The organism is Nostoc flagelliforme FACHB-838, from assembly GCF_014698065.1.
GTDB lineage: Bacteria > Cyanobacteriota > Cyanobacteriia > Cyanobacteriales > Nostocaceae > Nostoc > Nostoc flagelliforme_B.
The window spans coordinates 1-12,358 of sequence record NZ_JACJSI010000179.1; the positions used below are offsets into that span (position 1 = coordinate 1).

11 protein-coding genes and 1 pseudogene are annotated in these 12,358 nt (G+C 41.3%); 7 read left to right on the top strand and 5 right to left on the bottom strand.

The genetic code is table 11. The features are described 5' to 3' along the window. The first annotated feature begins 88 nt into the window (after positions 1 to 88). The 4 genes from H6G97_RS53460 to H6G97_RS35785 all read left to right on the top strand — a co-directional run bounded on the left by H6G97_RS53460 (position 89) and on the right by H6G97_RS35785 (position 6,265). Complete coding sequence (locus H6G97_RS53460; RefSeq protein WP_242055731.1) at positions 89 to 961, top strand: hypothetical protein; 873 nt, start codon at positions 89 to 91, stop codon at positions 959 to 961. Between the two features lie 132 nt (positions 962 to 1,093). Beyond that, on the top strand, positions 1,094 to 1,417 hold the full coding sequence (locus H6G97_RS35775) for a hypothetical protein (RefSeq protein WP_190945282.1): 324 nt from the start codon (positions 1,094 to 1,096) through the stop codon (positions 1,415 to 1,417). A gap of 148 nt (positions 1,418 to 1,565) precedes the next feature. Further along, on the top strand, positions 1,566 to 1,739 hold the full coding sequence (locus H6G97_RS35780) for a hypothetical protein (RefSeq protein ID WP_190945284.1): 174 nt from the start codon (positions 1,566 to 1,568) through the stop codon (positions 1,737 to 1,739). Positions 1,740 to 2,527: 788 nt separating this feature from the next. Then, positions 2,528 to 6,265 carry a beta strand repeat-containing protein gene (locus H6G97_RS35785; RefSeq protein WP_190945286.1) on the top strand — a complete coding sequence of 1,246 codons (3,738 nt, stop codon included), beginning with the start codon at positions 2,528 to 2,530 and terminating at the stop codon, positions 6,263 to 6,265. Between the two features lie 243 nt (positions 6,266 to 6,508). Here the strand turns inward: H6G97_RS35785 and H6G97_RS35790 are convergent. The 4 genes and pseudogenes from H6G97_RS35790 to H6G97_RS35805 form a co-directional block, all read right to left on the bottom strand. Further along, a pseudogene (locus tag H6G97_RS35790) lies at positions 6,509 to 6,676 on the bottom strand (IS4 family transposase); the annotation flags it as partial. A gap of 10 nt (positions 6,677 to 6,686) precedes the next feature. Continuing rightward, positions 6,687 to 7,397: an IS1 family transposase gene (locus H6G97_RS35795; RefSeq protein WP_190945288.1), complete on the bottom strand. Its 711-nt coding sequence runs from the start codon at positions 7,395 to 7,397 to the stop codon at positions 6,687 to 6,689. 53 nt (positions 7,398 to 7,450) lie between these two features. Beyond that, complete coding sequence (locus H6G97_RS35800; RefSeq protein WP_190945290.1) at positions 7,451 to 7,786, bottom strand: hypothetical protein; 336 nt, start codon at positions 7,784 to 7,786, stop codon at positions 7,451 to 7,453. A 236-nt stretch (positions 7,787 to 8,022) separates the two neighbouring features. Then, positions 8,023 to 8,931, bottom strand: a complete 909-nt coding sequence (locus tag H6G97_RS35805) for an RpnC/YadD family protein (RefSeq protein ID WP_190945292.1) — start codon at positions 8,929 to 8,931, stop codon at positions 8,023 to 8,025. Between the two features lie 504 nt (positions 8,932 to 9,435). Here H6G97_RS35805 and H6G97_RS35810 point away from each other — a divergent pair. The 3 genes from H6G97_RS35810 (at position 9,436) to H6G97_RS35820 (ending at position 11,535) form a co-directional block, all read left to right on the top strand. Further along, positions 9,436 to 9,903, top strand: coding sequence for a GNAT family N-acetyltransferase (locus H6G97_RS35810; protein WP_190945294.1), 468 nt, complete (start codon positions 9,436 to 9,438; stop codon positions 9,901 to 9,903). A gap of 112 nt (positions 9,904 to 10,015) precedes the next feature. Next, the gene (locus tag H6G97_RS35815) at positions 10,016 to 11,278 is read left to right on the top strand and encodes a S41 family peptidase (protein WP_190945296.1); all 1,263 of its coding nucleotides are present in this window, start codon (positions 10,016 to 10,018) and stop codon (positions 11,276 to 11,278) included. Continuing rightward, positions 11,275 to 11,535 (top strand): hypothetical protein, encoded by a 261-nt coding sequence (locus H6G97_RS35820; RefSeq protein WP_190945298.1) that lies wholly within the window; start codon positions 11,275 to 11,277, stop codon positions 11,533 to 11,535. Before H6G97_RS35815 ends, H6G97_RS35820 begins: the two co-directional genes overlap by 4 nt. A gap of 143 nt (positions 11,536 to 11,678) precedes the next feature. On the opposite strand, the gene H6G97_RS35825 is transcribed toward H6G97_RS35820, so the two are convergent. Beyond that, complete coding sequence (locus H6G97_RS35825; RefSeq protein ID WP_190945300.1) at positions 11,679 to 12,158, bottom strand: GNAT family N-acetyltransferase; 480 nt, start codon at positions 12,156 to 12,158, stop codon at positions 11,679 to 11,681. Between the last annotated feature and the right edge of the window lie 200 nt (positions 12,159 to 12,358).

Below are 12,358 nucleotides of genomic sequence, written 5' to 3' on the forward strand. Positions count from 1 at the left end.
GTGAATCAAATAACACAGAAAAATAAGTAAAAAACTGGAGAATTTAAATCATAAGCTGATGCGCGTCTAAAGTATATAAACACTCTTGATGGTCATTGACTGTTCTCAGATTGCCGAAAGCGTGTCAGAGAAAGAGAAAGACTTGCCTACGGCAATGGACTACACGACGCTAGCGCTTGTGAATGCTGCACAAAGTAATTCCGCAACTTTTAGAGACGCTGCGCGAACGTTATTGGCTGAAAACCAGGACTGTGATGTTGAGCCGAGGGACTGTCATGAAGATGCTTGTTCGGACGCTCCCGTTGTACAGAATTTAACTGGCTTAGTTGAGCTTGCCCAACCAAGCCTTTCCGCTTCCTTGCTGGCAAAGAACGAGGATTGTGGCGTTGAGCCGAGGGATTGTTATGAAGATACTGGTTCCGCAGCGTCCGTCGCCCAAAACGAAAAATCTTTAAATTCTGCGATCGCAGATCAACCACAGGGGCAAGTAGAACAAAGTAATTCCGCTTCGTTGTTGGAAGAAAATCAAGATTGTGATGTTGAGGCGAAGGATTGTCATGAAGGTACTTGTTCCGCCGCGCCTGTTGCTCAAAGTGAAAAATCTCCAAGTTCAGCGATCGCAAATCAAACACAGGGGCAAGTAAAACAGGGAAATTCAGCTTTGTTGTCAGGAGAAAACCAAGTATTTGCTGTTGAAGTGAAAGCGGATCATGAGGGTGAAACTTCCGCCGCGCCTGTCACTGAAAAATGGTCGCATGAGGCGATTGTTGCGCGGTCAAATATGCGCTCGGAGCGTATGCAGAGACTCAAAGTTGCGGCGAGTTCGGGGCAGAATCCGGGGTTTGATTTTTTGCAAGAGTACTGGAGTGATGACCCTGCCTTACAGATCGTGATCAAAAAGCTTTTGGCGAAGTTTCCGCAGTGGGGGATTGCGATTGTGGATGGGGTGTTGGTTCACTAAAATGAGTAACAAGTGTGATGCGTTAAAAATAAATAATGCAAAGTTTTGTAATAATTTTGACTTATGCCAAAAATTTGAATGTTGGGATGAAAGCTTAGTACACCTGGCCACACCAAACATAAGAGCATGATTATGAATTCAACAAATCCCCCTGAAAACGTGATTAATTGTTTGCAAACTATTTTGGATGCTACGGCGACAGGAAATTACGAGCTTTTTCTCACAGTTGGTGATTTAGACTACAGAAGAGATATTACTAAAGAAATTTTTGATCAAGTTAGCTCCCCGCTAATTCCTCGTATGTCTGAAGGTTATACAACCACTTATTTCGGTGATCTCAAACAAGGAGAAACTCACACCTATTTGTGGAAGTTGAGTTTTGCTGATGATGGGTATGAATTTATAGTACGTATGGGGATGATAGGGGATAAAGTTAATCTGATATGGATTACTTAAAATAAAAGATTGTTGCGTTGAACCCGAAGCCCTTTATGTTCCTTGCGCGTCTCATAGAGACGATACCTGTTCTGCTGCCCCTGTACCAAATCCCGAAAAGTGGTCACATGAGGCGATTGTAGCGAGGTCAAATAGGCGACCGGAGCGTATGCAAAAACTCAAAGTTGCGGGAAATTCGGGGCAGAATCCAGGATTTGACTTTTTGCAGGAATGCTGGAGTGATGACCCGACTTTGCAGATTGTGATCAAGAAATTGCTGGCGAAGTTTCCCCAGTGGGGTATCTCTTGTGTAGATGGGGAATTAGTTGATTGGAATGAGTAGCGATTCTACCCAAAAACCATTAAAAAATAGATACACCTTGTGTAGATGGGGAATTAGTTGATTGGAATGAGTAGCGATCACACTGCCTTTTTGTTACTTAGAACTAAAAGAGTGTGAAGAATAGATAAAGCTCAGTATTGCTGCGTACATCTATCGGCAAATAATGTGAAGAGTATGCAAAGATGGTTATTTAAATATAGACTCTAAGTAAAATATTGAGTATGTATTTATTTTCAGGCAAGTAACATTTTCTCTATGTACAAGCTCGACACCTACGGAGAATAGCCCACAAGCTAGGCATAAAAATATCTTTCCCGCTCAAAAGTTAACTGTTTTTCACTTTGAAGCTTGTAGGACCTAAATACTGGCAAAAAACCAAATAGAAAAGGTGGTTTTTAAGTACTCAAGGTTGATTTTTTGATGATTATTTACTGATTTCTACTGAACAATTAATTATCTAGAATTTACAGTTTGGTTAATTTGTATAGTGCTTAAGGCTTAGATAGTTGGAGATAGTATAGTTATAGGACTTAGACATCAACATATGTAGGGTTAATTCATGAATTTAGCTACTGAAAATCAGGGCTTTGACTGCCTTTTTACTAAGCTCTAAGTTCGAGAATTGTTACGTAAAATCCCATCCTCTGGATGAATTTCCCAGAAATATTACTGTTTTTCAACAGTATCAAGAACCTCAAGTTTTAGTAAATTTTCGTACCCTAAAACTGCACAATCAACAGTGTAAGAACTGAAGTTAATCAAAAAATCAATTTAGGTAGGTAAAATTTATGGCAGGTATCATTGGAACTAACGGTAACGATACCCTATACGGCGGTGGCTACGACAACACCTTGACTGGTGGAGGCGGCAACGATATTTACACTATATCAGACTCTTCCTCTACTCTCATTACCATCACCGATTTTGGTGGCATAGGTAAAGGCATAAATCCATTTGCAGGAGTCATTGCCGAAGTAGATAGATTACAATTTTCTTATTCTTATAATAATTCCTTGAATGCCAGAAATTTGGTGCTGACCCAGAATGGTACTAATGTAGAAATCACCTTTTTGACAACAGGAAATAGTTTTAAAGTCATCTTGCAGAACTTTACCTTGGAAAATCTGGATAACCTAAGCTTATCTACAGGAGCAACTGTCAACTTGGGCAATATCGTTTTTGATGGACAAACTAGCACTACAGACAGCTTTGATGTCTTCAATGCCGACTCCACCCAAAGGACTATCTTCAACAAAAATACAGTCACCTTCCTTAACGACCTCTCCAATAATGTTGACGGCTTTGATGACTCAGATGATGTGATCAATGGTCAGGGAGGTGATGATATTATTGACGGCAAAAGTGGCAACGATTTGTTGCGGGGTGGCGCAGGAAAGAATACTTTGATTGGTAGTGTGGGCAATGATATCTTGGATGTTGAATTTTCATCAGGCGATAATATCCTCAACGGTGACACTGGTGACGATTACTTGGATGCTGGGGCAACATCCGGCAATAACCTGCTATTCGGTGGCGATGGCAATGATACTCTCTACACTTCTGGGGTTTCTCAAAATCCTAATAATTATACAGCTTCATCAGGCAATAACACCCTCAACGGTGGCACTGGTGACGATTATTTAGATGCTAAGTCTCCATCCAGCAATAACCTGCTATCTGGTGGCGATGGCAATGATACTCTCTCCACTTCTGGGATTTTTACTTATAGAGCAGCTCCTAATTTTATCTCATCAGGCAATAACACCCTCAACGGTGGCGCTAGTAACGATTACTTGGTGGCTAAAGGTTCATCCGGTAATAACCTGCTATTTAGTGGTGATGGCAATGATTATCTTGATATCTCTGGTATTCCCACTTACTACGGTGGTATATACTTGTCTTCAGGCAATAATACTCTCAACGGTGGTGCTGGTGACGATACCTTGAGAGCTGAGGATTCCACAGGAAATAATTTCCTCTTTGGGGACGATGGGAATGATTCCTTCTATCTAAATTTAGAGAATCAAACGGTGGATGGGGGTAAGGGTGACGATTTGTTGTCCGTTGATTACAGTTATTACAGCGCTGTTACAGCAGGAATTACAACGACATTCAATCCTACTACTAACATTGGTTCAATTAAAGCGGATACGAATCAGGTTAATTACAAGGATATCGAACGATTAAATATCTCAGGTACAAAATACAATGACAACATTATGGGGAACAGTGGCAGTGATACCCTCTCGACCGGCAATGGTGGCAATGATACCGTAAATGGAGGTGAGGGTGACGATGTACTGTCCGTCAATTACGATGATGCTACAGAGGGAATTACAACGACATTCAATCCTACTACTAACATTGGCTCAATTAAAGCGAGTACGAATCAGGTTAGTTACAAAAATATCGAACAATTAAATATCTCAGGTACAAAATACAATGACAACATTGTGGGGAACAGTAGTAACGATACCCTCTTCACGGGCGATGGTGGCGATGATACCATAGATGGAGGTGAGGGTGACGATGTACTGTCTGTCAATTACAACCGTTACAACAGTAGTGCGGCGATCGCAACAAGTTACAATACCACTACTAACACTGGCTCAATTAGGTCGGGTACGAATCAGGTTAATTACAAGAATATCGAACGATTAAATATCTTAGGTACAGACTACAATGACAACATCGTGGGAAACAGTGGCAACGATACGCTTATCGGGGGCAATGGCAATGATACCCTAACTGGTGGCGCAGGCAATGATAGATTTGTTTACTACTTGAACGGCAGCACTGATGTTATCACCGATTTCGGTGGCATCGGTAAAGGCTCAAATCCCTCAGCAACCGTGATCGCCTCCTCGGATACCTTGCAATTTACAAATGATGTCTTCTATGGAAGTAGTCTCTTCACTGCTCAAAATCTCCAATTAACTCAAAATGGTGACAACTTAGAAATTACCTTTGAAAGTTCTGCTAATAGCAAAGTAATTCTGCAAAACTTCAACTTAGAAAATCTGGATAATCTGCCAGCAACCTCTTCACGACCTGCTATTGGGAATATCCTGTTTGATGGACAAATTAGCATTACTGACAGTTTTGATGTGTTTGATGCTGATTCCACTCAGACTAACCTGTTCAATAAGGATACTGTTACCTTCCTGAATAACCTGGATAATAATATCACGGGTTTTGATAACTCCAATGATGTCATTAATGGTCAGGGGGGTAATGACTACATCAACGGCTTGAGCGGTAATGACCTGCTCAGAGGTGGTGCGGGAGATGATACCCTGATTAGCGGTGCAGGCAATGATACTCTGATTAGCGGTGTAGGTAATAATATTCTTGACGGAGGTGCCGGGGACGATCACTTAAATGCTAGCGGTTCAAGAGATAATAACACCCTTAACGGAGGTGCTGGGGATGATTGCTTGAATGTTAGTAGTTCAAGAGGTGATAACCTGCTCTATGGGGGCGATGGCAATGATTCTCTTGACATATTTGATAGTAGGTACGATTCTTCCCCTTCTTTAGGCAATAACACTCTAGAAGGAGGTGCAGGTGATGATACATTGAATGCTAGCAGTTCAAGAGGTGATAACCTGCTCTATGGGGGCGATGGTAATGATTCTCTCTCCATCTCTGGCATCTACTACAAATACGGAGAAAGTATTACTGACACTCGCTCTTTGGGCAATAACACCCTCAATGGTGGTGCTAGTGACGATACCTTAAGTGCTAGGTACTCAGTAGGTGATAACATCCTCTCTGGCGGGGATGGCAATGATTACTTAGATATAGAATCTTCAACAGGAGATAATACAGTCAACGGTGGCGCTGGTGATGATAGCTTTGGTGCTATGCTTTCAAAAGGCAATAATCTGCTCTTTGGAGGTGATGGCAATGATTCCTTCTATCTAATCACCACATCGCCAGATACAACTTCTTTAGTGACTCAAACGGTAGATGGGGGTAATGGTGACGATTCATTGTCCATCAATTGCTACGGTGCTACAAAGGCGATCACTTCGGCTTTTAATGTTACTACTAACACTGGATCAGTTACGGCAGATGGGTATCTAGTTAATTACAACAATATCGAAGCATTATATATCTTAGGTACAGACTACAATGACTTGATTGTGGGCAGCAACGGCAATGATACCCTGACAGGTAATAAGGGTAATGATAGCCTAATTGGAGGGAATGGGACTGATACCTTTGGTTTCTATAATTACGATGGAGGTGTTGACACTATTTATGATTTTAATGCCACTAATGAACTGATTCAGGTATCAGCTACTGTTTCTGGTGGCGGTTTATTAAAAGGTTCACTTTCAGCTAATCAATTTACCATCGGCACATCTGCAACGACAAGCGATCAACGATTCATTTATGATAATTCTACAGGTGGACTGTATTTTGACCAAGATGGCGGCGCAGGTGGTTTTACTCAGGAAAAATTTGCCCAACTATCAACTGGATTGTCACTAACTAACAACAATTTTGCAGTTATTTAATTAGGGATTTCCAAAAAATAAATTTAGGAGTTACGCAAAACTACATATGTAAGGGCAATTCATGAACATTGGTGTCAACTAAAGAAGATTTTGCCCAAATTTGTTAAGTGTAAGCGTCAATCTCAAGGGTGACGCTTATGCCTCTTTTGACTAATCCAAAGAGCTTTTGATGTTTGACAAGATAAGGAACAGCGTTACCATCAGTGAGAGGTTAAGGTAATTGCACATTTGTCAAGAAGGTGCGGGAAAAGGCGATAAATCTAGCTTGGAGACTGGCTTTCGCAGATATTTAACTACACCTAAGTCTTGATTCTCTGGGGCAGCGAAGTACTTAATAGGGTCATCCGCCTTACCTCTTTCTTGCGCGACGCTGAAATGGTACAAACCTCGGAAAATCATCTCCAAAGAAATGCGGGTAGTGCTAAACAAGTAATGATGCGTTGTAGTAATGGATGAAATACCAAATGGCACCAATGTGATTCTCCAATGATTTTGAAAAAGACAAGGTTTTTCGGACTAACCGAGACACCCGTTGCCTCAAGGTATTGTTGAATCGTTCAATGTAGCTGGTAAAACCAGTTTCTTTTCCAACTGCTTGATGCCGTTTGCTGGGCAGAACTGCTGCATAAGCTGCCCAAAAATCGGTGTAGGCGATCGCACGTTGGCGATATACCGGAGGCAAGGATTCCCACAATTTGCGTGCTGCGGCTTCAGAGCGTGCGCCAATGTAAACGCCAACAATCTCACGAGTACCTGCATCTTGTGCCAACCAGATCCACTGCTTGTTCTCTTTATTGTCTACAAAAGACCATAATTCATCACATTGGATGGTGAGCCTCCCCTTTTTTTTGGGCGTCACCTGTACGCTTCGAGGCACCTGTGCATATTTCTCATTGACGTAGATCTGTAACCATTGTTCAGAAACCTGTGCCGCACGAGCAATTCCAGCAAGCGAAATACGTTCCAATAACAATCGATCAACGAGTTCCCGCGTTGCTTGATCAATCACTTTTTTTCTTGAATGTTCAACGAACTGTCGTCCACAGTCATGACATTTGAACCGTTGTTTACCGTTGTGGATACGACCATTCTTGACAGTTTGAGAAGACGCACAAATTGGGCAGGCAGGCATGAGAAGAAACCATCACCAAAAAGTTCTACTTCTCCATCATTACATCTTGGGCACTACCTGTAGGTGTTCTTGTCCAAACCATCACTGCTACGCCAAACTCCAATCACCTTTCTATCGTTTCCGTATAGCAGAGGCGATCGCCCAATCACAAGTATTCGTGGTTGTCTATAGAGAGCGCCAGGAATGCCTATCTTTTCATCGTTTTCGTCCAACTTGTTAGTAAGAACTTTATACTCTTTCCCACCTTCTAGTTCTTTATTTTTGTACCATCCTGCTAATTGTTGATTTTCGTAAGCAATCCAAATGCCTGCGGGTGAAGGAATACTTTTGGCTGCTGGGGTCTTTTGGTATGCCTTATGTTCAGCAGAATCAAAGTCAAAAGCTGTCATAGTAGCTGCTTGTTTTTCTTTAGTGTTAGTTTTCGCAAAAAATAAGCGAAGCTCTAATTTTGGGTGGGTAATTCTGCACTATTTTCTTGATAGGCCATTGTTTAATATCAATAGATTTCACTCTCTCATCGGCGAAGCCGTTGATTTCAGATGTATTTATCAAGTACAGAGCCAATAAAATAACGCTCTTGTTACTACAAAAGCGCTTTTTATGACTAATTATTTGCACTTACAGATTATTGATGTGGATTAAATCTTGCCAGCAAATCTTCACGAGATAATTCAAGACATAGGGGAGTAAATTCTTCTGGTGTTAACTGCAATAAACTCTCGACTACTCTTGAGAGTTCTTCATCCACAGAACCAAATCTGAATCTCAACAAGTTTTCTACAACTTGACGACGTTCAAGTTGTACTCCTTGCTCTACTCCCTCCTGTACCGCTTGCGCTCTTGCTTCTTGATAAGCTTCTGTCAAATTCATAATTAACTCCTGGTCATCTTCAGTTAAATCTGTTTGTGTCATTACACTGATACGCCACCTGTAAACCATTTCAAGAACATTACGGCGGACAAGATTCTCTGGTGGAAGGGCAACCAGTTCACTTACTGCTTGGATTTGTATTTTTCCCCGACCCAACAGCCTAAACCACAGCGTGTCTGGAGTTCGCGGTAGCTTGTTAATCGCTACTATTGCTGCTCTTATTCCTTCAGGCAGAAAGTACACCCCGCTCATCCAATTGTCTAAGTCTAGTTTAGCTTCAAAAGCCTTGAGCAGAGCTTTGGAAGCACTGGGAGAAATAATCCACAGTTGTGCTAGCTCGTTCTCCGCTATTGTTGTGTCTTCCCTGTTAGCTTTACGCTGCGCGTCTGCAATCACAGTAAATAATTTTTGAAGGCAACTACGTACTTCTGTTCTATTCGGTTGATTACGAAACGGTTCTAGCAAAGTAGTATTTAATACCGCTATTCTACCCAATAATCCTAAAGCTTCTACATCAACCGCAGATGTTGGTGTTGGCGAAAATAACACATCAACAAATCTTGTTTCATCAGTGACCTCCCTGTTAGTTTTTACTTCCCCAAAGGGAGAAAGTAACTCTTCTAAAAACTGTTTGGCAAATTTATCGTGAGGTTGTTGGGTCATTTTGTAAGGGCGAACTGTGTTTTATTTTACGAGGTTGAGAAAAGCTTAGTGGTGGGTATAGAAACCCACCATTTTATTTATGCCGCTACCAACTCCCTACGAACTTGCGGCAGTTCAATCGGAGCAGTGACACTGGACAGTGTTTCTACAGCCTCCCTGACGCTCCAATACCCAATTACCATTCACCATTAGGTGCATTTGCATTTGTAAATCTGGCTTCTACCGTGCAATATAAAACTGCCCTAGACGAAAGCTGGAGCAGTTTTTGATAGAAGTAAATTATATAGGAGACAATTAGCGTTGTCCCCACTTTATCCATAATAAATACCGTTATATAATACTATTCACCTCAAGTTTAGTGCTTTACGCAAAAAACGAATAATCTTGAAGTTGGCATTACAAAGTTTAGAAGTCAACATCAGGCTTTGAGTCTTCCTGATGTATTGCTAACCAAGTTTTGTAAATCAATGCTCAGAGAGTAAAAGTCCCTAGCAAATTAAGGAAATGAGCCGATTGCACATTCGTGAAGATGACCTGACAGGTAAAAATATTGCTAACCTTTTGAGGGAACATCTCGAAAATATGCATGAGATTACCCCACCCGAAAGCGTTCATGCTCTTGATATAGAGGCGTTGCGTTCGCCTGATATTACTTTCTTTTCAGCTTGGGATGGCGAAGAACTGGTTGGATGCGGGGCATTGAAAGAACTAGATTCAAGAAGCGGTGAAATTAAATCAATGCGTACCGTCAAGGCTCACCAACGTAGGGGTGTCGCCTCAAAGATTCTGGAACACATTATTAAAGAAGCCCAACGGCGTGGTTACGATTGCTTGAATTTAGAAACAGGGGCAATTTCAGAATTCGCTCCAGCACGAGCATTGTATACACGGTATGGGTTTGAGTACCGAGGCCCCTTTGCTGACTACATTGATGACCCAAACAGCGTATTTATGATGAAAAAGCTTGTTTGATTCGCTTCTTATTAATTAGCGTGTTTATTGAAAATTTGACAATGAGACTTAGAGTATGTAGTTTTAAGTATAATTATTTAGTCCTTGAGATAGGTCACGTATGCAAAGGCGTGTGAAAATCAGTCTCATAATTACAGCATTATTAGTTAATATTCTCGGTTGTGCTGCAAAGAAAGCCATATCCTCATCACTCTCATCACCTTCATCTTCATCGCAATTTTCAACTTCTCACAGGAGCAATGAAGAGGTTTCATTAGATTGGTTCACTGACTCAAAATTAAAAAGCACAGATCCTATCTCAGTACAAGAAGCAAAATTATTTGTCAATAATGTTTATCAAACACTTGAGCAAAATATTTTTGATCCCACATTTAATAAAGAACTTCGACAACAAAATTTCAAAGCTTTAGTTGCTCAGGTCGAAGCAAAACCAACTTGGTCAAGGTTAAATTTAACGCGACTCGTTAATAATCAACTCGAAAAGCTGTCAATATCTCATGTAAGGGTTTTTGATCCTATCGAAGGGGAACAGTTGTTTCGCTTGTTTAGTGAACCTTCTGTATCAAAAGATAAAACCACTGCTACAGTTTCAACCCAAATCAGAGGTCAACTCGGAATTCTTCGAGTTAAAAGCTTTGTAATTCCTCAAATTACTAAGGTGGCTGTTGAGCAAGCTTTAGCTCAACTTTCTCAAACCAAGGCGCTCCTCATTGACCTTCGTGAAAATGGTGGCGGTGTCCAGTCTAGTATTAGCTACCTGATTGAATATATTATTGGGCCTGACAAAGTAATTTCAACAGAAAAAACTCGGCTTGGTATGGCTTTAAAGCAACCATACATCTTTCGTGGATATTTTGACGACTCAGTGAAAAATGTAGCTCTTGCAGAGATTAAGCTGTCAAAAGAAAAGAACTATATTGAATATCGAACGCGATTGGAAGCTCAAAAAGACTCTAGACCTTATTTTATCTTGGTTGACCACAGATGCGGCTCTGCTTGTGAAGTATTTGCTGCTGCTGCTCAAGAACACCGAACCGCCAAAATATTAGGTGTTCGCACCAGTGGTTCAGTGTTAGGAGGGGGAGTTTTTAAATTGAGATGGCAAGGTTTTATTCTACTTGCTCCTATTTCTCAAACGTTTTCTCCTAAAGGCAATACAATCGAGGGCAAGGGAGTTGAGCCAGATATTTCAATCCCTGAATGTAAAAACAATGGCAATCAATGTCTTGAAAAAGCAATAAAGTTGATACTTTCTTATCCTCAAACCACAAAGTACCCAATACCTACCAAATCAGAGAAGTCTGCCAAATCCTTGCAAAAGACAATCCTGAACTCAGAGGAAAGGGTGGCTGTTGGGCAATTGTCAGCGCAGTGAATGACTTTAGTTGCACGGTGAAAATGGGGGATGGTGAGTACATGGTTGGCTTGCAGTACCTGAAGTCGTACAATTACCTGCCTGCCGAGTGTGAGCAGATATGGGTGATTTGCGATCGCATCAGTCGGGTGTACTCGAGTGGGCTGGAGGAATCGGTGCAGAGGTTTTTGGAGATGCTGGGGAAGCTGAATCGGGCTTATTTGACTGGACTGGAAGAGAAAGTGCTGACTGTCTTGGAGTCGGAAATTAGAGATTAATGCAACAAAGAAGCAATGCCACAATGCTGTAAGTGATTCTACAAAATAAAATTTTGACTAAAAAGCCTTGTTCGGTAATGAGAAATCAAGCATTAGTGAGACTCGAAATACAGGTTTTTACAAATATCCTGTCTCAATGCCTTTTACAGCTTTTTAAAGTACCTTGCAATTGGTAACAACCCGAAACCCAGCTTTTCATAAGTACAACGTGCTGGCGCATGACCAGGATCGCATCCAGTCTCGACCATAGCAACGGACATTCCAGCAGCTTTCATCCAATTAAGAGCGAACTTGACCAAAGCGGCTCCAATGCCAAGACGTTGATAATCTGGATCAACGGCAATCATGTAGATTTCTCCCATACTACTCTCTGAGTGGAGTTTCACGGCTACAAAGCCCACGGTTGAATTAGAGTCAATGGCAACCCACACGTTCGTGTCTGTTGTAGTACAGACGGACTCGACAGCATTAAGCTGGCTTACACGCCAACCATCAGGGTAGAATGAATGGTACACCTCAATATCCATCGCATTTTGAATCGAATTAAAGACCGGACTCCATGCCCGAAGTGAAAGACTTTTGATGGTATCAAGTTGGCTATCTTCGTATGGTTCAATTCGCATAGAGGTATTATATGGTTATAGTATGTTACATATATACTACCAGCTAATCTTTTGTTTTTTTAGTATGGGGAGTACACCGTCAGAATTGGTGCGGCTCGTTTTTGGTAAGAGCCTCTAGAAAATAGAGGGGTATGACCAGAATGTATTTTGAAAGTAGCTTTCAAAATATATAACTGTTCCTTTGATGTGGGTGACACCAA